Origin of the sequence: Gaiella sp. (assembly GCF_035558935.1) — a bacterium.
In the GTDB taxonomy this organism is placed as follows: domain Bacteria; phylum Actinomycetota; class Thermoleophilia; order Gaiellales; family Gaiellaceae; genus Gaiella.
This window is the reverse complement of record NZ_DATMBZ010000076.1, coordinates 1-21350: the sequence shown is the minus strand read 5'-3', so window position 1 is coordinate 21350 and position 21350 is coordinate 1. Positions and strand designations below refer to the sequence as shown.

Below are 21350 nucleotides of genomic sequence, written 5' to 3'. Positions count from 1 at the left end.
CGGTGCACAACCTGTCTTTGTACTGATGGATCGCGGGCGAGAAACTCGTCCGCGTGAGCGAGCCCACCTCGGGGGCCGAATCCCCGCCCCCTCCGGTCGTCGACGGCACGCCGCAGGAGATCGCACCAGGCGTCTGGATCGTTCCGGACGGTGGCGTCCCCCTCGTCCCGAACATCGGCATCGTCCTGGGCGAGCAGAGAGCGCTCGTCGTCGACACCGGCATGGGGCCGGAGAACGGGCGCCGGGTCCGGCAGATCGCCGAGGAGCTCGCCCGCGGTCGCGAGCTCGTCCTCACGATCACGCACTTCCATCCGGAGCACGGCTTCGGTGCCCAGGCCTTCGCCGACGCGACGATCGTCTACAACCGGGCCCAGCGCGAGGAGCTCCGCCAGAAGGGGACGGGCTACCTCGAGATGTTCCGGACGTTCGGCCCGAGCGTCGAGTCGGCGCTCGACGGAGTCGAGCTCGTGGAGGCGAACGACGTCTACGACGGCGAGGCCTCGACCGTCGATCTCGGCGGGCGCTCGGTTGAGCTGCGGACCTGGGGGCCGGCGCACACGCTCGGCGACCAGGTGGTCTTCCTGCCGGAGGAGCGGATTCTCTTCACCGGGGACCTCGTCGAAGAGCGATGCTTCGCCATCGTCCCGTACTTCCCGCCCGACGACACGGACGTCGACGGCGAGAAGTGGATCGCCGTGCTCGACCGGCTCGAGGGCCTCGCGCCGGAGATCGTCGTGCCCGGGCACGGGAGCGTCGGCGGATCATCGCTCGTCCGCGAGGTGCGGAACTACCTTGCGGCTCTCCGCGACGAGGTGCGAGAGCTACAGTCCGCCGGGGTGCCCGTCGACGCAGCGGTCGAGCAGCTCGATGCCCGTATGCGTTCCTTGCATCCCGACTGGGTGCAGCCGGAGTGGATCGGCTTCGGGGTCAGACACTTCTACGAGGCCGGCTAGCGGCTGCGGCCGACGAACTCAACCGTCAAGGAGGGAACGTGCGCAGATTCACTCGAATAGCGGTTCTCCTGGCAGCCTGCGTCGTCGCCGCGAGCGTCGCCGCCGGCGCAATGGGTCGGAGTGGAGGCGTGCCCGTGCCAAATGGGTACGTTGGCGTCGAGGCGTCCCTGCCGACGGCATACAAGTCGCCCGCGAAGAAGGCCGGGTCGTGCACGATCGGTTTCCAGAATCCGATCGCCGGCAACGAGACGCTGCACACGCTTCAGCTCGCGGTCGTCGCGCAGGCGAAGGTCTACGGCTGCAAGGTGATCGCCCTGGACGACAGGACGACGCCGGACAAGCAGGTGAGCAACATGCAGCAGCTGATCGCGCAGAAGGTGAACGCGATCATCTTCTACCCGCTCGATCCGAAGGCGACGGTCCCGGTCCTGAAGCAGGCGAAGAGCAAGGGCATCCCGGTCGTCGCGATCGATGGAACCTTCGGGTCGCGCACCGCGAAGGCGCCGTACCTGCCCTACATCGCGACGCAGGTCTGGCAGGGACGCGACATCCAGGCCTACCTGCAGATCAAGGCTCTCGCCGCCGCGGCGCCGCGAGCCAAGGTCGGCCTCATCGGCATCGGATTCCCCGTCCCGGCCCTCAAGTACCTGAACCAGCGCGAGGCGTTCTGGGCGAAGAAGGCGGGGATGAGCATCCTCGGGACCCAGGACAACCCGAGCGACGACGTGACCGGAGGAGAGAAAGCGGCAAACGGGCTCGTCCAGCGGTACTCCGACATGACCGCGGTCGTCGGGTACAACGACCCGAGCGCCGTCGGCGCGTCGATCGCCGCGCGAAGCGCGGGCCGGAAGATCACGATCGTGGGCCTGAACGGCGACAGCGCCGGTCTGCAAGCGGTCAAGTCGGGCAAGCTGGTCGCCACCGTGCGCGTCGATCCCGTCGGCTGGGGCATCGAGACCACGAAGGCCGCGTACAGCCTGATCACGAAACAGAACCTCCCGCTGCCGAAGATCCTCGTCCGGCCGGCAGAGCTCGTGACGAAGGCGAACGTGGGCAAGGTGGCGAGCTGGAAGGCGCAGGTCGCCGCGATCGACTAGTGGCCCGTCCGGAAAGTGGCCACGGTGGATGACGCGCGTCAGGCGGCCCGGTTCTACCGGACGGACCACTAGTGGAGGCGGAGGCAGAGCCGGTTCTCCGCGCGGTAGGCGTGCACAAGCGCTTCGGCGGTGTGCACGCCCTCCGCGGCGCCCACATCACGATCCGGGCCGGCGAGGTGCACGGCCTCACCGGCGAGAACGGCTCCGGCAAGTCCACGCTGCTGAAGGTCCTCAACGGCCAGCTGGCTCCGGACGCCGGCACCGTGGAGGGGCTCGGGCGCGTCGCCGGCTTCAAGGGGGCACGCGACGCTCTGCAGAGCGGCGTGGCAACGGTCAGCCAGGAGACGACGCTCGCCCCCGACCTGTCGATCGCCGAGAACATCCTGCTCGGCCACCGGATGCCCCGGCGAGCCGGTGTCATCGACTGGCGGGCCACCGCTGCCCGAGCGGCCGAGACCATGGCAACGCTGGGCCTCGAGCTCGACCCGAGGAGCCCGGTCCGGAAACTACGGCCGGATCAGGCGCAGATGGTCGAGATCGCGCGCGCCCTGTCGATGAACGCGCGGGTGCTCATCCTCGACGAGCCGACGAGCTCCCTGACGGACGATGCGGTCTCGCTCCTCTTCGACTCGGTCCGTCGCCTCTGCGACCAGGGCGTGGCGACCGTGTTCGTGTCGCATCGGCTCGACGAGATCTTCTCGATCTGCGACCGGGTGACGGTGCTCCGGGACGGAAGAACGGTGGGAAAGGCGCCGATCTCCGGGTTCGATCGCGACTCGCTCGTCTCGCTGATGGTCGGCGCCTCGCTGGAGCAGGCAGCGCATGAATCGGCGCCTCACCGTGTGGAAGAGCGAACGGTGCTCCGCACGCGCAACCTCTCGCTCCCCGGGGCGTTCAGGAATGTCGACCTCGAGGTTCGCGCGGGGGAGATCGTCGGCCTCGCCGGGCTCGTCGGCGCCGGTCGGACAGAGCTGCTCGAGTCGCTGTTCGGTTTGCACAGGCCCTACGGAGCGGTCGAGATCGACGGCGAGCCGCGGTGGTACCGCTCGCCGCAGGCGGCCATGCGCGACGGGGTCGCACTCGTTCCGGCCGACCGGAAGCTCCAGGGGCTCGTCCTCGGCATGAGCGTCGGCGAGAACCTGCTGATGGCGTCGCAGTCGCGACTGTTCCGGCTGCGCGTGCCGCGTCCTCGCCACGAACGTGTCGCCGTCGCGGCCGCGACGCAGAAGCTGGGGATCCGCGCCGCCTCGCAGTCGGCCTCGGTCGACACCCTCTCTGGCGGCAACCAGCAGAAGGTGCTCCTCGGCAAGTGGCTCGAGACCCGACCGCGCCTGCTCATGCTCGACGAGCCCACGCGCGGGGTGGACGTCGGCGCCAAGGCGGAGATCTACCGGATCATGCGCGAGGCGCGCGAGCAGGGCGTCGGGATCGTCGTCTCTTCGTCGGAGACACCGGAGCTGCTCGCGATCTGCGACACGATCGTCGTGATGTTCCGCGGGCGGGTGGTCGCCGCGCTCCCGCGCGAGCAAGCTGACGAGGCGCTCATCACCCGACTCGGCGGCGGTCACGGGTGAACCGGGCGCTCGGTTGGCTCGCGACGAGTCGTTACGCGGCCGTACTGCTCCTCCTGGTCGGCATCGTCGCGTACTTCGCGATCTCCGAGGGCAGCCGGTTCCTCTCCAGCGCGAACATCGAGAACCTGCTCGGCAGCGTCTCGATCCTCTGGATCGTCGCGATCGGCATGACGTTCGTCGTTCTCACCGGCGGGATCGATCTGTCTGTCGGCGCGGTCGTCGCGCTCTCGGGTCTCGTCCTGGCGAAGGTGTTCAACGGCCTCGGGGCGCCGGCACCCCTCGCGGTGGTAGTGACGGTGGCGTTCGGGGCGCTGCTCGGAGCCGCCGTGAACGGGTTGCTCATCGGCCGGGCGCGGCTCTCGTTCTTCGTGGTCACGCTCGGAACGGCGTCGCTCTACCAGGGGATCGTCAGCATCTGGTCCAACACGCAGACCGAGTACATCGACTCCTCGCTGATCGGCGGGATCGGCTTCGGGTCGGCCCTCGGCGTGTCGACGCCGATCTGGATCATGCTCGGAGTCTTCCTGGTCGCTTTCGCGGTGCTGCGTTGGACGTACTTCGGCCGGGACGTCTACGCGGTCGGCGGGAACATCGAGGCGGCGCGCCTGTCGGGCATCAACACCACGGCGACGCTCGTCGCCGTGTACGGCGTCGTCGGAGCCTGCGCGGCGCTCGCAGGCGTCGTCCAGGCCGGACGGCTCGGAGCGTCGAGCCCCGACGTGGGTGCCGAGATTCCGCTGTCCGCCGCCGCGGCAGTGCTGCTCGGAGGGACGAGCTTCCTGGGCGGCATCGGCGGCGTGACCGGCACGGCCGTGGGGGTGTTGTTCATCGGGACGTTGCAGAACGGGCTTGCGATCAAGGGCGTTTCGAGCTTCTGGCAGCAGGTCGTGACCGGCGTGATCCTGATCGTCGCCGTCGGCATCGACCGTATCCAGCAGAGCCCTCGCGGGCTCGTGCTTCGCCGCCGCATACGGGGGGAGGAGATGACCGATGGAGGATGACCGGTACGAGCGCGGGCTCAAGGCGTATGCGAGCCAGTTCGGCATTGCCGAGAGCGCGGTTGCCGCGTACTTCGCCGATCGTTACGGCTCGCGCTTCGGGGAGGAGGCGATCAACGCCGCCGGTGGCGCCTGGAACGACGACGAGCTGACGCTGCGAGACCGCAGCATCGTCGTAGTCGTCGCACTGATCACCCAGGGTGGCGTCGACGACCGTCTCCGGGGCCACGTCCGCTGGGCGCTCGAGCACGGCGTGACCGCGGCCGAACTGGACGCGATCCTCGCGCTGCTCGCCGTCTACGTGGGGTATCCGCGCGCATCGACGGCCGGGGAGATCGTGCGCGAGGAGCTGAACCGGGTCGGCGGCCACCGGCACGAACCGGACGGTGAAACGAACAGGCGCGCCGCCGACGGGCTGACGCAGCCCGACTGACATCGGCGACCCTCGACTGCGAGGCCCGTTCGACGGTCGAAAGGGCACTAGGCTCCCGGCCGGATGAAGCCTGCGCGCGCGCTCGTGTTCGACTTCAACGGGACGCTCTCCGACGACGAGCCCGTGCTGTTCGCGATCTACTCGGAGCTCTTCGCGGAGCACGGTCGTCCCCTGACGGAGGCCGACTACTACGGCCGCCTCGCGGGCAACACCGAGGAGGCGATCATCGGCGGCTGGCTCGGGGTCGAGGGCGACGAGCTGCAGGCGCTCGTCGAGGAGCGGATCGACAGATATGTCCGTCGCGCAGACGGCTCGACGATCACGCTCGCTCTCCGCGAGGCGTTCCGCTACGCAGCCGCCCGCGTTCCTGTCGGCGTCGTCTCGGGCGCATACCGACGCGAGATCCAACCCGTCCTCGAGAAGGCCGATCTCGCGGATCGGGTGACGGTGGTCGTCACCGCGGACGATGTGACCCGTGGGAAGCCCGACCCGGAGGGATACCGCCTCGCGATCGCGGCGCTCGGCGACGGCATCGTGCCGCAGGAGGTCGTCGCGTTCGAGGACACCGAGGCCGGGATCGCTTCTGCCCGCGGCGCGGGGCTTCGGTGCCTCGCCGTGCGTGGGACGCTTCCGGATGCGCGGCTCGCGGGCGCTGACGGGATCGTCGACTCGATCGACCTCGACCTCGTGCGTTCGCTCGTCGGATGACGTGGGTCATCGCCCACCGGGGCGCCTCGGCGGACGAGCGCGAGAACACGCTGCCGGCATTCGAGCGCGCGATCGAGCTCGGTGCGGACTACGTCGAGCTCGACGTCCAGGTCTCCTCGGACGGCGCGCTCGTGGTCTTCCACGACCTGGATCTCGACCGGCTGACGCCGCTCCGCGGCCCGCTCCGCCGACGTCCGCTCGCGGAGCTGCGCGAGCACGACATCCCGTTGTTCGAGGACGTGGTCGAGCTCACCCGCGGACGGATCGGCGTGATGGCAGAGCTGCGCAGCGCCTACCTGTTCCGCCGCCATGACCTGATCGGGCGCACGGCGGCGGTGCTCGGGGACGACGACTTCCTCCTCTCCTTCGGACGGCGGACGCTGCAGGAGGCGCGACGGCTGAAGCCGTCGCTGCGCGTGCTGCAGCACGTCGGCTACGGCGTCTCCATCCGGTCCGCGTCCCGTTACGCATCGGCCGTCGGCTTCCACGATCCGAGAGTCACGCGCCGCGGGCTCGCCCGCGCCCGGAAGCTCGGCCTGGAGACGACGGTCTACACCGTGAACGATGCGTCGAGGATGCGCGCGCTGGCCACGATGGGCGTCGGCGGAATCTTCAGCGACCGCCCCGCGCTCCTGCGCGAGACGCTCGAGTCACTCGACTGAGTCCGCGGCCGCGGCCTCGAGGCCCTCGGCGGCGCCACCCTCGAGCGTGAGGAGCTTCGCGCTGGACGGCGGGAAGTGCAGGCTCACCTGCGCACCGATCGGAAGCGCCGCGGCCCGCTCTGCGGAGAGGTCCGCGGTCCACTCGGCGGGGCCGGCGAGCACCCGCAGGCGCGTGACCGAGCCGAGGAACGTCTGCGAGACCACCTCGCCCGTGAGCCCGTTCTCCGACGAGGCCGCCGCCTCGACCTGCACGGTCTCGGGCCGCACGAGCACGAGGACGCGCTCGCCGCGCTGTCTCCCGCGCGCGGCGTCCACGGTGAGCGAGCTGCCCTCGTAGTCGACCCGACCGTTGTCGGGATCGGCAACAGTCGACTCGATGCGGTTCATCGTCCCGACGAACTCGGCGACGAACGGCGTCGCCGGCGCGCCGTAGATCTCCGCCGGCGTCCCGATCTGCTCGATCTGGCCCTGCGAGAGAACTGCGACGCGGTCGGAGATGGAGAGCGCCTCCTCCTGGTCGTGCGTGACGTAGATCGTCGTGATCCCGAGCCGCGTCTGGATGCGGCGGATCTCCTCGCGGAGCTGCACGCGCACCTTCGCGTCGAGCGCCGAGAGGGGCTCGTCGAGCAGCAGCAGCCGCGGCTCGATCGCGAGCGCCCGCGCGAGCGCGACGCGCTGCTGCATACCGCCGGAGAGCTGGTGCGGATAGCGGTCGGCCGCGTGGCCGAGGCCGACGAGCTCGAGCAGCTCGAGCGCCCTCGTCCGGCGGTCGCCGCGACCCTGACGCCTCACCCGGAGGCCGAACTCGACGTTCCGCACCGAGGTCATGTTCGGGAACAGGCTGTATGCCTGGAACACCATCCCGATGTCTCGCTTGTTGGGCGCCACGCCGGTGATGTCCTTGTCTCCGACGAACACGCGCCCGGACGTCGGTCGGTCGAAGCCCGCGATCAGCCGCAGGGCGGTCGTCTTGCCGCAGCCGGAGGGGCCGAGGAAGGAGACGAACTCGCCGCTCGCGATGTCGAGGTCGATGCCGTCGAGCGCGACGACGTCGCCGAACCGCCGGCGAAGGGACTGGAGCCGGACGCCTGCCATCGTTACCTCGCTCCCTGCGCCGCCGGCGCCCGGCCGCGCCCCGCCGCCAGCAGCGCGACCATCGCCGCCCACGTGATCGCGAACGCGAGCAGCGTCACCGACGCCGCCGGGTACGCCTTGTTCTGGTTGATGTACTGGATGTAGATCGGGAACGTGTCGAACACCGCCAGGCTGGCGATCGTGAACTCGCCCATCACGATCGCGAGCGTGAGGAACGAGCCTGCGAGGGCGGCCGACTTGATGTTCGGGAGGATCACGCGGACGAGCGTCGTCGTCCAGTGGGCCCCAAGGCTCTGGCTCGCCTCGGTGAGCGTGTGCACGTCGATCGACCGGAAGCCGGTGTCGAGCGAGAAGTACATGTACGGAAACGCGAGGATCACGTACGCCGCGACGAGGAACCCGTACGGCTCCGCGTAGAACCACGTCGGGGTGCCTTTGTAGACGTCGAGCAGGCCGACGACCAGGATGATCGGCGGGATCACGAACGGCACGAGCGCCATGAACCCGATCACCGAGCGCAGCCGCGGCAGCTTCAGGTGCACCCAGTAGACGGTCGGGACGAGCAGCACGAGCGTGAGGAAGATCGTCTCCAGCGAGAGGATGAACGACGTCTTGATCGTCTTCAAGAACTGCGGGTCGTGGATGATCGTCCCGTAGTTCTCGAGGGTGCAGCACGTGCCCGTCTGGTTGCTTCGGAGGCTGAAGATCAGCGTCGCGATCAGCGGGATCAGGAAGTAGGCGGCGCCGAGCAGGAGCCAGAGCACGGCGGACGGCGCGATGAACCGCCGCGGCGTCACCGCGACCACCTCGACGCGCGGCGCTGGAGCGGGATGTAGAGCAGCATCATCAGCGCGAGCACGACGAGCATCCCGAAGGCGAGCGCCTGGCCGAGATGCGGGTCGTCGAGCACGTTGCCGGAGAGGTAGAAGCCGATCGTGATCGGCACCAGGCCGACGCTGCCGCCCGTCAGCCCGTAGGCCGTCGCGTAGGCCGAGAACGAGTTGCCGAAGAGCAGCACGAAGGCGCTCAGGATCGACGGCGTCATGATCGGGATGCCGACGTGCCGCCAGAACTGCCACGAGCTCGCACCGAGGCTCGAGGCGGCCTCGCGCCACTCGCGCCGGAGGCCGTCGATCGCGGGCGCGATCACGAGGATCATCAGCGGGATCTGGAAGTAGAGGTAGACGATCTCGATGCCCGTCTTCGAGAAGACCGAGAACCCGTGGTCGTACGGGTTGAAGCCGAGCTGCTCGGTCATGAACTGCGTGACGACGCCGATCGTCCCGAGCGTCGCGATGAACGCGGCTGCGAGCGGGATGCCCGCGAAGTTCGCGGCGACGCCGGAGAAGGTCGTGAGGCCCGCGCGGACGAACCTCGGCGTCCCCTCGCGGATCGCCGCGTACGCGAGCAGCAGCCCGAACACCGCTCCGAGCCCCGCCGTGACGAGGCTCACCTCGATCGAGTTCTTGAACGCCGTGCGGTAGGGCTCGTCGAAGAGCTTCTGCACGTGGTCGAGCGTCAGGCCGCCCGCGTCGTCCTGGAACGCGCCGAACATCACCTTCGCCGCGGGCCAGAAGAGGAAGGCCGTGGCGTAGACGAAGAACGGCAGGACGCCGAGATACGCGAGTGGGAGGCGACGCCTCGTCCGGCCGGTCTCCACCGGCCGGACGGGAACGTCGGTATCCGCGACCGTGCTCAGAGGGCTACGAGCCGACCTTCTTGGGCCAGTCCGTCGCCACGGTCTCCTTCGCCTTCGTGTTCTGCGACGGGCTCGCGAACTTCACCTTCGAGTACACGGCGGCGCTCGGCAGCGCTGCCGTGAGCGCCTTCGGCACGACCTTCCGCCTGGTCATGTCGGTGAAGAGCGCCGGGTGCGAGTACCCCTTCAACCAGAGCAGCTGACCCTGGTCGGAGTAGAGGAACTCCTGCCAGAGGCGCGCCGCCCACGGATGCGGGCCGGTGGCGTTGATCGCCTGGCAGTAGTACGCGCCGTAGACGCCGTCCGACGGGATCGACGTCTTGATCTTCGCCGCCGGGAACTCCTTCCCGTACGCGAGGTTCAGATAGTCCCAGTCGATCGTGATCGGGGTCTGGCCGGACGCGATCGTCTGGGGCGTCGCCTGCACCGGGATGAAGTTGCCGGCCGACTTCAGCTTCGCGAAGAAGTCGATGCCGGGGCCGACGTTCGCCAGCGAGCCGCCGTTCGCGAGCGCCGCCGCGAACACGCCGGCCTGCGCCGAGCCCGACGTGAGCGGGCTTCCGTTCAGGGCGACCTTGTTCTTGTACTCGGGCTTCAGCAGGTCCTGCCACGTCTTCGGGATGTTGGAGACGACCGCGGTGTTGACGCCGAACGACGTCACGCCCCAGTAGTCCGCCACCCAGAAGCCGCGGCCGTCCTTCATGGCCCGCGGCACCTTGGCGAAGTTCTTCGTGAAGAACTTCGCGTAGAGGCCCTCGTTGGCGCCCGCCTGCGCGAACGACGGGCTGACGTCGAGCACGTCCGGGGCCCGCGGGTCGCCCTTGAGCGAGCGCACGGCCTGGTTCTCCTGCGCCGAGCTCCCGTCCGGGTTGTCGTTCGAGATCTTGATGCCGTACTTCTTCGTGAACGTCGACATGATCTCGCCGTAGTTGGCCCAGTCGGGCGGCAGGGCGATCGTGTTGAGCGTTCCCTCCTTCTTCGCCTGCGCGACCCACTCCTTGAGCGACAGCGCGCCGCCCCGCAGGGGCGGATTGGCGAGCGCCTTCCGACGCGCTGCGAGCGCGCCGGCCGGCATGCTGAGGATCGTCAGGCCTGCGCCTGCTACCAGACCCCGACGTAGCAGCTTGCGCCGGTCGAGCTTTTCCTCCTCGAGCCTTCGCAGGAACTCGTATTCCTGCTCCTGGAAATCCTCCACGGACCCTCCTCGTTTCGTTGCCGTGTAGCGGCGATCGTACGAGTCTGGAGCCAGGACTGCAATTAGGGTCTCCAGGTGGATTCGCCCTGGCGCTCGAACGGTGACTGGCTCCGCGCCGCGCTCCACACGCACTCGACGAGCTCGGACGGCGAGCTCGTGCCCCGAGCCGTCGCGCGGCACTACGGCCGGGCGGGCTACGACGTGGTCGCACTGACGGACCACTGGCACCGCAGCACCGCGCCCTCGACGCCTGAGCTACTCGTCCTGCCGGGTGTCGAGCTCAACTGCGCGCTGCCCGACGAGCGCGACGGGCACGTGCTCGGCATCGGGATCGACCGCGACCCGACGGAGCTCGAGGGCGAGCGTCGGGACCTGGCCGCGACGGGGGAGTGGATCGTCGCGGCGGGCGGCGTCGCCTACCTCGCGCACCCGTACTGGACCGGCGCGCGGCCGGGCGGGATCGAGCTCCCCGAGTCCGTCACGGGGATCGAGGTCTTCAACGCGGGTTGCGAGCTCGAGGTCGGACGCGGGCTCTCGTCGGTGCACTGGGACGAGCTGCTCGAGGCCGGCGCTCTCTGCCCGGCGCTCGTGACCGACGACAGCCACCACCCCGGCTTCGACTCCGACCACGCGTGGACCTGGATCCGCGCCGAGCGGACGGCCCCGTCCGTGCTGGACGCCCTCCGTCGTGGCAGGTTCTACGGCAGCTCGGGGCCGGTGATCCACGACGTCGAGTCGGGGGAGGGGGAGGTCGTCGTCCGCTGCACGCCGGCCCGCTCGGTGACGCTCCTCTGCGGCCGGACGAGCGGCACGGCGGTCAACGCAGGCCGGCTCGGCTACCGCTACGGCGCGGAGGTGCTTGAGACGACGGCGGACGACTGGATCGTCGCCGCGCGTCTCGACCTCCCGGGCACCGCGCCGTTCGCACGTATCGAGGTCGTGGACCCGAAGGGTCGCCGCGCGTGGACGAATCCCGTGTGGCCGGCGTGAGCGAGCAGCGGGCGACTGCGCGAGAGGCGCTCGAGCGCACGTCGTTCGACCTCCTCGTGATCGGCGGCGGCGTGATCGGCGCGGCAACCGCCGCACACGCCGCGCGAGAAGGCCTCGCCGTCGCGCTCGTCGATGCCGGCGACTTCGGCTCCGGCACGTCGAGCGCGTCCTCGAAGCTGATCCACGGCGGTCTGCGCTATCTGCGGCTGGGGGACGTCCGGCTCGTACGCGAGGCCCATCACGAGCGCCGGACGCTCGCCGGGTCCGTCGCGCCACACCTCGTCCACCGGCTGCCGTTTCTCCTGCCGCTCTACCGGGGTGGCCCGTTCCGGCCGTGGTTCGTCCAGAGCGGGATCCTTCTCTACTCGACACTCGCGCTGTCGCGGCTCAACTGGCTGGTGAAACCGGCGCGAGCCCGTGAGCTCGTGCCTTCGCTGCGGCTCGACGACCTGCGCTCCTGCGCGCTCTACGCCGACGCCTGGACGAACGACGCGCGGCTGTGTCTCGAGAACGTGCTCGCGGCCGCCGAGGCGGGGGCGACGGTCGTCAACCGGGCGGAGGTCGTGTCACTGCGCCTCGTGGACGGGCGAGTCGCGGGCGCCGAGGTGCTCGTCGACGGCGAGGCCGTGCCGGTGCGGGCGCGGGTCGTCGTCAACGCGGCCGGCCCGTGGGTGGACGCAGTGCGCCGCCTCGAGGACCCGCGAGCCGGGTCGTCCGTACGGCTCAGCAAGGGCGTGCACGTCCTCGTGCCCGGGGGCGAGGGCTGGAGCGCTGCGCTGACGATCCCGCAGGACGACGTGCGCGTCACGTTCGCCGTGCCGTGGTACGGGCTGTTGCTGCTCGGCACCACCGACTCCGACTACGAGGGCGACCCCGCGGCCGTCGCCCCGTGCGACGCCGACGTGGCGCAGATCCTCGCCGAGGCTGCGACGGCGCTGCCGGGCTCGCTGCTGCCGTCCGATGCGGTGCGGGCGTCGTTCGCGGGGCTGCGTGTTCTGCCGCTCGGCGAGGGCGCGACGGCCAACGCCCGCCGCGAGACCGTCTTCTCGGTCGGCCCGGCCGGGATGCTGAGCGTCGCCGGAGGCAAGCTGACGACATACCGAAAGATCGCCCTGGACGCGCTCGACCGCGTTCGCGGCGAGCTCGGGCTGCGGCGACTCGACCGCCGGCCGTTCCCGCTGCCGGGCGCTGCCGGGCGTGCGGCGGCACTTCCCGTCGAGCTCGACCCGGAGGTCGGCGCACACCTGCGTCATCTCTACGGCACCCGCGCGGGGATGGTCCTCGAGTCGGCCGCCGACGACCCCTCGCTCCTCGAGCGGATCCACTCCGACGGCCCCGACATCGCCGCGCAAGCGCTGTTCGCGGTGCGCCACGAGTGGGCGACGACGGCCGAGGACGTCCTGCGGCGCCGGACGACGGTCGCGCTCCGAGGGCTGGCCGACGCCGGCGCGGTCGAAAGGGTCGAGGCGCTGCTCGCGCCGGCGGCCCAGGCCTGAGGCTCAGGGGGCGTCCGACTCCGCGACTGCCAGCACGGCCTTGACGATGCCGTCGTAGCCGGTGCAGCGGCAGAGGTTGCCCGACAGCGCGATGCGCACGTCCTCCTCGGTCGGCGACGCGTTGCGTTCGAGAAGGGCGGTGGCCGAGACCAGCATTCCCGGCGTGCAGAAGCCGCACTGCACCCCGCCGTGCTCGAGGAATGCCGTCTGGAGCGGGCTCAGCTCGCGGCCGTCGGCCAGGCCCTCGACGGTCGTCACCTCGCTGTTCTCGGCCTGGAGGGCGAGGTACGAGCAGCTGTTCACCGGCTCGCCGTCGAGCAGCATCATGCAGGCGCCGCACTCCGAGTCGTCACATCCCTCCTTCGACCCGGTGAGACCGACGGCGTCGCGCACGGCGGCGAGGAGGCTCGTGCCGGGCTCGACCTCGACCGGGTAGGCGATGCCGTTCACCGTGAGCGTCGCCGCGACCTTCACGGGCGCACCCCGCTCGCCGGGACGGGAACGGCCTCGCCGCGCGCGCGGGCGAGCGCGAAGCCGATCGCGCGGCGCGCGATCACTTCCGCCATCGCCGTGCGGTACCGCTCGGAGGCGCGGACGTCGGAGATCGGCGTCGCTGCGGCCGCCGCCGCTCGGGCCGCCGTCCCGATCGCGGTCTCGCCGCCGTCGCTGCCGGCGAGCGCGGCCTCCGCCTCGGGCACGCGGCGAATCGTCGGCGCGAGCGCGGTGATCGCGACGCGCGCGTCGCTGATCGTCGGGCCCTCGAGGACGACGACGGCCGTCGCACCGACGACGGCGATCTCCATCTGCCGTCGGTACTCCAGGCGGACGTAGGCGCTCCCCGTGCCCGGCGCGGGCGCGGGCACGTCGATCGAGACGAGGAGCTCGTCGTCGTCCGCGGTCGTCGCGCCCGGTCCGGCGAAGAGGTCGGAGACCGCGAGCGAGCGCACGCCTCCGCTCGAGCGGAGGGTGACCGTCGCGTCGAGGCACTGGAGCGGGCCACCTGTCTCCATCGCGGGCGAGGCGTTCATCAGGTTGCCCCCGAGCGTCCCGTGAGCACGTGTGGCGTGCGAGCCGACGATCGAGCTCGCGTCCGCGAGGGCCGTGAAGCGCTCGACGACGACCGGGTGCGAGGCGATCTCCGCATGGCTCGCGAGGGCGCCGATGCCGAGGCCGCCGTCCGTCTCCGCGATCCCGGCGAGCTCCGCGATGCGATGGATCGCGACGAGCGACTCGGGCAGCGGCGCCTTCCCCTGGCGCGCGCCGACGACGAGGTCCGTCCCGCCCGCGACGGGACGCGCGCCGTCGGCGAGAGCCGCGAGGGCGTCCTCGATCGTGGCTGCCGTGGCGAATGCCGTCGTCAACCATCCCTCCCGGGCCAAGAAGGGGGGCGAGGCTGAGGCCTCGCCCCAGCCGCGGGCCGCTCCGGGTGTCGCTCCGGCGTCCCCCGTCTTGGTTGCGTCTCTGCGGCGCTCACTTCTGCTGCGCGTCCCAGACGCGCTCCGGGGTCATCGGGAGCGCGCGCACACGCTCACCGAGCACCTTGGCGATTGCGTTTCCGATCGCGCCCGCGGTGGGCACGCACGGCGGCTCGCCGACGCCCTTCGACCCCTTCGGGCCGGCGTTGGGAGTGTCGGTCTCGATCCACGCGATCTCGATCGACGGCGCGTCCGAGGCGGTGACGAGCTTGTAGTCGAGGAGGTGCGGATTGCGCTGCCGGCCGTGGTCGTCGAGCTGGGTGCCCTCGGTCAGCGCCTGGCCGATCCCCATCACGACGCCGCCGTACACCTGGCCGTCGGCGCCGACGCGATTCAGGATCCGGCCGCAGTCGTGCACCGCGGCGACGCGCAGGACGCGCACGACGCCCGTCTCGCGGTCGACCTTCACGTGCGCGGCGTGCGCGATGAGCTGCGGCGCGTGGAACGACTCCAGGCCGAGCCGCCCGACGCAGCCCTCGGCCGGTGCCGACGGCCCTTCCGGGAGCTCGCCTGCGCCCTTCCCGTGGAACGTTCCGCCGGCGGCGAGCGATGCGACGGTGACCGCCTTGTCGGGCGAGCCCTTCACGCGCACCGAGCCGCCGACGAGCTCGAGGTCGTCGCGCGCCGCCTCGAGCTGCTCGGACGCCGCGTCCAGCAGCTGGTCGCGCACGTCGTCGGTGGCGGCAAGCACTGCGCGGACGCTGTTGAAGGTGGTCTGCGAGCCGCACGAGCCCATGTCCCACGGGGCCGCGTCCGTGTCCTGATACAGCAGCGAGAAGTCGTCCGCACGCATCCCGAGCTCCTCGGCGACGAGCCGCGGCATCGCCATCACCGCGCCGGTCCCGTTCTCCTGCGCGCCCGTCACGATCGTGCCGGTGCCGTCCGGATTGAGCTTCACGTACGCGCCCGCGTTCGCGGAGAAGCACGGCCACCAGCCGCATGCGACGCCGATCGCCTCGTCGTCGGCGAGGCCGTCGCCGCCGCCGATCAGCTCGACCGCCTTCGCGAGGGTGTCCTTGATCGTGATGCCTTCGAGAACCTGGCCGGTGGCGGTGACCGACCCCTCCTCGACGAGCGTGCGCATGCGCAGCTCGACCGGGTCGAGGTCGAGCGCCTCGGCGAGCTCGTCCATGTGCTGCTCGAGCGCCCAGCACACCTGCGGCGCCGTCGGGGCGCGAATCGAGGACGAGGGCTGGTTGTTCGAGTAGACGAGCGACGACTCGATGTGGACGTTCTCGAGCTCGTACGGACCGTGGGCGTGCATCGCAGCCATCTGCGCGAAGAAGCCGCCCTCGCCGCAGTAGGCGCCGCTGTCGAGCACGAGCCGTGCCTTTCGGGCGACGATGCGGCCGTCGTGGCTCGCGCCGGTCTCGAGCTCGATCACCATGCCCTCGCGGCGGTGGCCGACCGCGAAGAACTCCTCGTGCCGCGAGAAGACGAGCTTCACCGGCCGTCCCGCGGCGCGAGCGAGGGCGGCGACGTGGCCCTCGAAGTGGAAGTCGCACTTCGCGCCGAAGCCACCGCCGAGGAGCGGGACGATGACGCGGACGTTCGCCTCCGGGATCCCGAGCGTCTCCGCAACGCCTGCGCGCGCGGCGTAGGGAACCTGCGTCGACGACCAGACGGTGACACGATCGCCCTGCCACTGCGCGACGATCGCCCGCGGCTCGATCGGGACGCCCTGCACCGGATCGGTGACGTACCGCCCGCGCACGACCACATCCGCCGCCGCGAGCGCGGCATCGGTGTCGCCCTTCACGATGGTCGAGAAGCCGAGCACGTTGTCGTGGCGGCCGAGCTCCTCGTCTCCTTCGTACGACTCCCAGGCGGGGTGGACGAGCGTCGCGCTGTCGTCGAGCGCGGCCTCGAAGTCCGTGACGACCGGGAGCGGCTCGAGGTCGACCTCGACGAGCGCCGCGGCCTGCCGCGCCAGCTCGGGCGTCAGCGCCGCGACCCCCGCCACGATGTCGCCTTCGAAGCGGACGGTGTCGCGGGCGAAGAGGCGCCGGTCCTTGACCATCCCGCCGTAGAGGACGTCGGGCACGTCCTCGTGCGTCACGACCGCGATCACGCCCGGCAGCGCCCGCGCCTTCGTCGCGTCGATCCGGGTGATGCGCGCGTGAGGGTGGTCGGCGTATCGGAATGCGGCGTGCAGCTGCCCCGTGAGTGTCAGGTCAGCCGTGTACCGGCCGCTGCCCGTGACCTTCTCGCGGCCGTCCGAGCGGACAGTGGTCGGTGCGTCCTCGAGCGTCGCCACCGTGCAATCCAACCAGAGCGGAAGGGCGCCGCGAGGGCGGTACAGTCCAGCGCCGTGGCCGCCTCGTACAAGCTCGTGTGGTTCGTCCCGGCCTCGCACCTCGATGCCACACGCGACGCGGTGTTCGTCGCCGGAGCGGGCTGGATCGGCGACTACTCGCGCTGCTCGTGGGCGACGCTCGGCCACGGCACCTTCCGCGGCGGCGAGGGGACACGTCCTGCGGTCGGTCAAGCGGGCCGTGACGAGGCGGTGACGGAGTACCGAGTCGAGACGGTCGTCCCCGAAGCGAAGCTGACAACGGTCGTCGACGCCCTCCGCCGGGCGCATCCCTACGAGGAGCCCGCCTTCGACGTCTACGAGCGCGTCGAGGCGTGAAGGCGCGGCTCTGGACGGACGGCGGGGCTCGCGGGAACCCCGGACCCGCCGCTTTCGCCTACGTGCTCGAGACCGAGGACGGCACAGTGCTCGACGCGCGCGGCGAGGCGATCGGGGTCGCGACGAACAACGTGGCCGAGTACTCCGCGCTCGTGGCGGGCCTGTCGCGGGCGCTCGAGGCAGGCATCCGAGAGCTCGAGGTGCGCTCGGACTCGGAGCTGATGGTCAAGCAGATGCGAGGGGAGTACCGCGTCAAGAACAAAGATCTCCAGTCGCTCTTCCTCGACGCCTCACGCGCGGCGCGCGAGATCGGACGCGTCACCTACACGCACGTGCGCCGCGAGCACAACGAGCTCGCCGACCGCCTCGTGAACGAGGCGCTCGACTCGGCGGCGTAGGGTTTTCCGTACCGCCCGGAGTGTGGCTCGCCGGTGGCCGCGCGGGCGAGCGGCCTCGTAGGCTCCGGGCCGTGCCCCTCCCGATCCTCATGTTGAGCCGGCCCGCCCGTGTCGCCCGCCTGGTGGCACTCGCCGGCGTCCTCGCCCTCGTCTCGGGCGCGCTCGCGCTCGGCGCGCATCCAGTCGGACATCGCATCGCGGCGGTCGCCCTGCTCGCGACCGCGGCGGTGGCCGGGGTGCTCGCGCCGCTGTACGGTCGCGCTGCCGGGATCGGGCTCTGGACTGCGCGTGGCGGGCTCGCGCTCGGGGCCGTCGCCCTCGTGCTGCCGGACGGGCGCGCGATGACGGCCCTGCGGATCGCCGCGGCGCTCGTGGTCCTCGCCGGGCTGGGCGTCGTGGCGCGCGGAGCGAGCCGCATGGGCGACCTTCCCCCCTGGGCGTGCGCCGCGGTCGGCGCCGGCGTCGCCGCGGCGCTCCTTGCGCCGGGCCTCGGCGGCGGTGTCGTGCTCGGCCTCGCCTGGCTCGCGATCGCCGCAGCGATTCGTGCGACGTCACCCGTTCCGCAGCTCCGTGCCGCTCCGCTGGCGCCGGCCCTGGCACAGCCATCGCGCCGCTAGCGCTCGCTCAGGTAGAGGTGCCAGAGGAGCCGGGCTGCGCTCGCGCGATGCGGCCGCCACGGCTCGCCGATCGCCGCGAGCTCGTCGGGCGTGGGGCGTGCTTCCAGGCCCCGCACCCGGCGGGCGCCCTCCTGCAACGCGATGTCGCCGATCGGCCACGTGTCCGGGCGGCGGAGCGCCGAGAGGAGATACACCTCGGCCGTCCACGGCCCGATCCCCGGCAGCGCGACGAGCGCGCCCCGTGCGTCGTCGTCCTCCAGCGCGGCGACGCCGTCGAGGTCGAGCGATCCGTCCTCGAGCGCTGCCGCGAGCACTCGCACGTAGCGCGCCTTCTGCCGGCTGAAGCCGTCCGTCCGAAGCTCCTCGTCGCTCGATGCGAGGATTCCCGCAGGGGTCAGCTCGCCGAGGCGGCCGACCATCCGCTCGTAGGCCGCCCGTGCGGAGGCGAGGGAGACCTGTTGCTCGAGGATCAGGAGCACGAGCGTCGGGAGCCCGGGCTCGCGAGCCCAGAACGGGGGCAGCCCGTGGCGGTCGACGATCGCCGCGAGGTCGGGATCGGCGGCGCAGAGCTCGGCGACCGCCGCCTCGAACGTGGTCTCGTCGAGCACGCTGCCAACGCTACGCGTCGCGGTGCGTTATCGTCTCGGACGATGACGCGCGAGCGCTCCCGTATCTCGACGGCCACCGGTCTGCTCGCGCTCGGCCTTCTCCTCCTTCCCCGCTAGGGGGAGCGAGGGACGCACATACAGCCGCCGTGCTCCGGCACACCGCCGGGAGCAGTCCGCCCTCGCCCAGGAGAACGCCATGCCGATGCCGTTCCAGCACTACCGTCCGTACGCCACCGTCGACCTGCCCGACCGCACCTGGCCCGACGTCGTCCTCGACCGAGCGCCGATCTGGTGCTCCACGGACCTGCGCGACGGCAACCAGGCGCTCGTCAACCCGATGGACGGCGCCCGCAAGCGCCGGTTCTTCGATCTCCTCGTCCGCCTCGGCGTCAAGGAGATCGAGGTGGGCTTCCCTTCCGCGTCGATGGCCGACTTCGAGTTCTGCCGCACGCTCGTCGAGGAGGAGCTGATCCCCGCAGACACCACGATCGCCGTTCTCACGCAGGCGCGTCCGGAGCTGATCGAGCGAACCTACGAGGCGATCGAGGGGACTCCGCGTGCGATCGTCCACCTCTACAACTCGACCTCGGAGACGCAGCGGCGCGTCGTCTTCCGTCTCGACCGCGACGGGATCACGGAGCTCGCCGTCCGCGGCACCGAGCTCTGCAAGGAGCTCGCGGCGCGGACCGACACGGAGATCGTCTTCCAGTACTCGCCCGAGAGCTTTCACCACACGGAGCTCGACTACGCGCTCGAGATCTGCGAGGCGGTCGCGGAGGAGTGGGGGCCGACGCCCGAGGAGAAGATGATCGTCAACCTGCCGACGACCGTCGAGGCGTTCCCGCCGAACGTCTACGCCGACCGGATGGAGTGGTTCATCCGGAGCTTCACGCGGCGAGGCGCGGCGATCCTCTCCGTCCACCCGCACAACGACCGTGGCACGGCCGTCGCCACGGCCGAGCTCGGCCTGATGGCCGGCGCCGAGCGCGTCGAGGGCTGCCTCTTCGGCAACGGCGAGCGGACCGGCAACGTCGACCTCATCACACTCGCGATGAACCTCCTGACGCAGGGCGTCGACCCCGAGCTCGATCTCTCGGAGCTCGACGAGGCACGGCGGATCGTCGAGGAGTGCAACGAGCTGCCCGTCCACCCGCGTCATCCGTACGTCGGCGAGCTCGTCTACACGGCGTTCTCCGGCTCGCACCAGGATGCGATCAAGAAGGGGATGGACGCGCAAGAGCGCTCGCGCTCCGACGTGTGGGACGTGCCGTACCTGCCGCTCGACCCCAAGGACGTGGGCCGCGACTACGAGGCGATCATCCGTGTCAACTCGCAGTCGGGGAAGGGCGGAGTCGCCTACCTGATGAGCACCGAGCACCACCTCGACCTCCCCCGCGGTCTCCAGGTCGACTTCGCCCAGAAGGTGCAGGCGATCACGGATGCCCGCGGCGGCGAGCTGACGGCTGCCGAGCTGATGGACGCGTTCACCGAGCACTACCTCGGCATCACCGAGCCGCTCGCCCTCGTCTCGTACTCGCACGAGAGTGGGGAGGAAGGCGATCGCCTCGCCGCGCGGATGCGCCACGACGGCGAGGGCATCGTGGTGACGGGCGAAGGAAACGGACCGATCGCGGCGCTCGTGCACGGCCTCGAGCAGCGACTCGGGATCGAGATCGACGTACGCGACTACCACGAGCACGCGATGTCGAAGGGCGAGGACGCGACCGCGGCCGCCTACGTCGAGGCCGACGTCGACGACGAGGCGTTCTGGGGCGTCGGCATCCACCCGTCGATCGTCACCGCGTCGCTGCGGGCCGTCGTCAACGCCGTCAATCGAGCGCACGTTCTCCGGTCGGCGCGAGAGGGGGCGGTCGCCGCGTTCGACTGACCCGTGCCGGACATGGCCGTGCGGGACATCTAGCGCACGGTGTCACATATGTCACCCGGTTCCCGCGGAAGCGGGCCACCGTCTCGAGGGGAAACCGCGGTGATCCCTCCCTTGGGCGCGGCTTCAGCCTCGCCCTCGTCGTTTGCCGCGTCCTGCCGCCGGGTACCTCCTCCTCGGCACGACAAGGAGGAAACGCACATGGATACGACGTGGTGGATCGTCATCGCCGTCGTCGCGGCCCTCGTGGTGCTCGCGCTCCTCGCGTGGGGCTACATGCAGTCGCGACGCCGGACGGCACTGAAGGACCAGTTCGGGCCCGAGTACGATCGGACGGTGAGCTCGGCCGGCTCCCGCCGAAAGGCCGAGCAAGACCTCGCAGATCGTGAGCGGACGCGCGAGGACCTCGACATCCAGCCGCTCTCGGAGGCCGCCCGCACCCGCTACGCGGACGACTGGCAGCGCGCCGAGCAGCGGTTCGTCGACGACCCGGAGCTCGCGGCCCGAGAGGCCGACCGGATCGTCCGCAGCGTCCTCGAGGAGCAGGGCTATCCAAACGACGACTTCGACACCCAGGTCGCGGCCGTCTCCGTCGACCACCCGAACGTCGTCGACCGGTACCGCCACGGGCACCAGATGGTGCACGGCAACGGCGCGGACGGCGCAGACCGCACCGAGAACCTGCGCAAGGCGATGGTCGACTTCCGCACTGTCTTCGAGCGCGTGGTCGAGAGCCCCGAGACCGTCACTCGCTAGACGCACCAGCGGCGACCCGGCCGGGTGTTCGCCGGGTCGCCGCTATAGTTCGCCCCTCTCGCGGATGTAGCTCAGTTGG

22 protein-coding genes are annotated in these 21350 nt (G+C 70.8%); 14 read left to right on the top strand and 8 right to left on the bottom strand.

The genetic code is table 11. The features are described 5' to 3' along the window. The first annotated feature begins 53 nt into the window (after positions 1 to 53). The 7 genes from VNM44_RS07905 to VNM44_RS07875 all read left to right on the top strand — a co-directional run bounded on the left by VNM44_RS07905 (position 54) and on the right by VNM44_RS07875 (position 6425). Positions 54 to 953, top strand: a complete 900-nt coding sequence (locus VNM44_RS07905; protein ID WP_325624673.1) for an MBL fold metallo-hydrolase — start codon at positions 54 to 56, stop codon at positions 951 to 953. A gap of 134 nt (positions 954 to 1087) precedes the next feature. After that, complete coding sequence (locus tag VNM44_RS07900) at positions 1088 to 2050, top strand: sugar ABC transporter substrate-binding protein (RefSeq protein WP_325624671.1); 963 nt, start codon at positions 1088 to 1090, stop codon at positions 2048 to 2050. 71 nt (positions 2051 to 2121) lie between these two features. Continuing rightward, positions 2122 to 3624, top strand: a complete 1503-nt coding sequence (locus VNM44_RS07895; RefSeq protein WP_325624669.1) for a sugar ABC transporter ATP-binding protein — start codon at positions 2122 to 2124, stop codon at positions 3622 to 3624. After that, positions 3621 to 4625, top strand: a complete 1005-nt coding sequence (locus VNM44_RS07890) for an ABC transporter permease (RefSeq protein WP_325624667.1) — start codon at positions 3621 to 3623, stop codon at positions 4623 to 4625. The genes VNM44_RS07895 and VNM44_RS07890 overlap by 4 nt, the downstream gene beginning before the upstream one ends. After that, positions 4615 to 5055, top strand: a complete 441-nt coding sequence (locus VNM44_RS07885; protein WP_325624665.1) for a carboxymuconolactone decarboxylase family protein — start codon at positions 4615 to 4617, stop codon at positions 5053 to 5055. The genes VNM44_RS07890 and VNM44_RS07885 overlap by 11 nt, the downstream gene beginning before the upstream one ends. Positions 5056 to 5118: 63 nt before the next feature. Further along, positions 5119 to 5763 carry an HAD family phosphatase gene (locus tag VNM44_RS07880; RefSeq protein ID WP_325624662.1) on the top strand — a complete coding sequence of 215 codons (645 nt, stop codon included), beginning with the start codon at positions 5119 to 5121 and terminating at the stop codon, positions 5761 to 5763. Continuing rightward, positions 5760 to 6425, top strand: a complete 666-nt coding sequence (locus tag VNM44_RS07875) for a glycerophosphodiester phosphodiesterase (RefSeq protein WP_325624660.1) — start codon at positions 5760 to 5762, stop codon at positions 6423 to 6425. The genes VNM44_RS07880 and VNM44_RS07875 overlap by 4 nt, the downstream gene beginning before the upstream one ends. On the opposite strand, the gene VNM44_RS07870 is transcribed toward VNM44_RS07875, so the two are convergent. Genes VNM44_RS07870 through VNM44_RS07855 form a run of 4 tightly spaced genes read right to left on the bottom strand, consistent with a single transcriptional unit; the run spans position 6414 to position 10414 of the window. Then, positions 6414 to 7520, bottom strand: coding sequence for an ABC transporter ATP-binding protein (locus VNM44_RS07870; protein WP_325624658.1), 1107 nt, complete (start codon positions 7518 to 7520; stop codon positions 6414 to 6416). The two genes, VNM44_RS07875 and VNM44_RS07870, sit on opposite strands and share 12 nt — an antisense overlap. Before the next feature lie 2 nt (positions 7521 to 7522). Continuing rightward, entirely contained in the window at positions 7523 to 8317 is a 795-nt protein-coding gene (locus VNM44_RS07865) for an ABC transporter permease (protein ID WP_325624656.1), read from the bottom strand. Then, on the bottom strand, positions 8314 to 9180 hold the full coding sequence (locus VNM44_RS07860; protein ID WP_325624652.1) for an ABC transporter permease: 867 nt from the start codon (positions 9178 to 9180) through the stop codon (positions 8314 to 8316). The genes VNM44_RS07865 and VNM44_RS07860 overlap by 4 nt, the downstream gene beginning before the upstream one ends. 43 nt (positions 9181 to 9223) lie before the next feature. Continuing rightward, on the bottom strand, positions 9224 to 10414 hold the full coding sequence (locus VNM44_RS07855; protein ID WP_325624648.1) for an ABC transporter substrate-binding protein: 1191 nt from the start codon (positions 10412 to 10414) through the stop codon (positions 9224 to 9226). A gap of 75 nt (positions 10415 to 10489) precedes the next feature. On the opposite strand from VNM44_RS07855, the gene VNM44_RS07850 reads away from it, so the two are divergent. Then, positions 10490 to 11404 (top strand): CehA/McbA family metallohydrolase, encoded by a 915-nt coding sequence (locus VNM44_RS07850; protein WP_325624645.1) that lies wholly within the window; start codon positions 10490 to 10492, stop codon positions 11402 to 11404. Beyond that, complete coding sequence (locus tag VNM44_RS07845) at positions 11377 to 12900, top strand: glycerol-3-phosphate dehydrogenase/oxidase (RefSeq protein WP_325624641.1); 1524 nt, start codon at positions 11377 to 11379, stop codon at positions 12898 to 12900. The genes VNM44_RS07850 and VNM44_RS07845 overlap by 28 nt, the downstream gene beginning before the upstream one ends. Positions 12901 to 12903: 3 nt before the next feature. On the opposite strand, the gene VNM44_RS07840 is transcribed toward VNM44_RS07845, so the two are convergent. The 3 genes from VNM44_RS07840 to VNM44_RS07830 form a co-directional block, all read right to left on the bottom strand. Next, complete coding sequence (locus VNM44_RS07840; protein WP_325624639.1) at positions 12904 to 13374, bottom strand: (2Fe-2S)-binding protein; 471 nt, start codon at positions 13372 to 13374, stop codon at positions 12904 to 12906. Further along, positions 13371 to 14261 carry an FAD binding domain-containing protein gene (locus VNM44_RS07835; RefSeq protein WP_325624635.1) on the bottom strand — a complete coding sequence of 297 codons (891 nt, stop codon included), beginning with the start codon at positions 14259 to 14261 and terminating at the stop codon, positions 13371 to 13373. Before VNM44_RS07835 ends, VNM44_RS07840 begins: the two co-directional genes overlap by 4 nt. A 109-nt stretch (positions 14262 to 14370) precedes the next feature. Next, complete coding sequence (locus VNM44_RS07830; protein ID WP_325624631.1) at positions 14371 to 16632, bottom strand: xanthine dehydrogenase family protein molybdopterin-binding subunit; 2262 nt, start codon at positions 16630 to 16632, stop codon at positions 14371 to 14373. Between the two features lie 54 nt (positions 16633 to 16686). On the opposite strand from VNM44_RS07830, the gene VNM44_RS07825 reads away from it, so the two are divergent. From VNM44_RS07825 to VNM44_RS07815, 3 genes are all read left to right on the top strand, one after another. After that, complete coding sequence (locus tag VNM44_RS07825) at positions 16687 to 17007, top strand: hypothetical protein (protein ID WP_325624628.1); 321 nt, start codon at positions 16687 to 16689, stop codon at positions 17005 to 17007. Further along, entirely contained in the window at positions 17004 to 17405 is a 402-nt protein-coding gene (locus VNM44_RS07820) for a ribonuclease HI family protein (RefSeq protein WP_325624625.1), read from the top strand. The genes VNM44_RS07825 and VNM44_RS07820 overlap by 4 nt, the downstream gene beginning before the upstream one ends. A 71-nt stretch (positions 17406 to 17476) precedes the next feature. Then, positions 17477 to 18022, top strand: a complete 546-nt coding sequence (locus VNM44_RS07815) for a hypothetical protein (protein ID WP_325624623.1) — start codon at positions 17477 to 17479, stop codon at positions 18020 to 18022. On the opposite strand, the gene VNM44_RS07810 is transcribed toward VNM44_RS07815, so the two are convergent. Then, positions 18019 to 18630, bottom strand: a complete 612-nt coding sequence (locus tag VNM44_RS07810) for a hypothetical protein (protein WP_325624620.1) — start codon at positions 18628 to 18630, stop codon at positions 18019 to 18021. The genes VNM44_RS07815 and VNM44_RS07810 overlap by 4 nt on opposite strands. 202 nt (positions 18631 to 18832) lie before the next feature. Here VNM44_RS07810 and leuA point away from each other — a divergent pair, with 202 nt between their 5' ends. Both leuA and VNM44_RS07800 read left to right on the top strand, forming a co-directional pair. Further along, the gene (leuA, locus tag VNM44_RS07805; protein WP_414652964.1) at positions 18833 to 20518 is read left to right on the top strand and encodes a 2-isopropylmalate synthase; all 1686 of its coding nucleotides are present in this window, start codon (positions 18833 to 18835) and stop codon (positions 20516 to 20518) included. Positions 20519 to 20716: 198 nt separating this feature from the next. Beyond that, positions 20717 to 21271, top strand: a complete 555-nt coding sequence (locus VNM44_RS07800; RefSeq protein ID WP_325624616.1) for a hypothetical protein — start codon at positions 20717 to 20719, stop codon at positions 21269 to 21271. Positions 21272 to 21350 lie beyond the last annotated feature (79 nt).